The organism is Clostridium sp. DFI.1.208, from assembly GCF_024463855.1.
GTDB lineage: Bacteria > Bacillota_I > Bacilli_A > Erysipelotrichales > Erysipelotrichaceae > Clostridium_AQ.
In genome coordinates this window covers 1-311 of record NZ_JANGCA010000248.1, presented here as the reverse complement: position 1 = coordinate 311, position 311 = coordinate 1, and the positions used below count along the sequence as shown (strand labels likewise).

The following is a 311-nucleotide window of genomic DNA, read 5'->3' as shown; positions in this document are numbered from 1 at the left end:
AAACTTCGGTACAGATGAAAACGGCGATAAGATTCCGGATGAGTATCAGGTGAAATACACCTATCAGGCAGCAGCAGACCAAAAGGGAACGGTGAGTGGAACAACCGTTGAATGGATCAACAAGTATAAAGTTGAAAATGGTAAGCTGGTCATTGAAAACAACAAACCTGTAGCGATTGACGCGCACCCAACACAGCCATCGACCGTGAAGGCTGACAAGGGCTATCATTTCCAGAAGTGGAATGATGGAACGAACGATTTCGCAACAGATGAAGCATTGAGAAAAGCAAAATATGAAGAAGATACAACCT

General features: G+C 43.7%; 1 protein-coding gene. It reads left to right on the top strand.

The features are described 5' to 3' along the window. The coding region (locus NE665_RS24245) for a hypothetical protein (RefSeq protein WP_256302750.1) at positions 1–311 on the top strand (311 nt) is incomplete at both ends.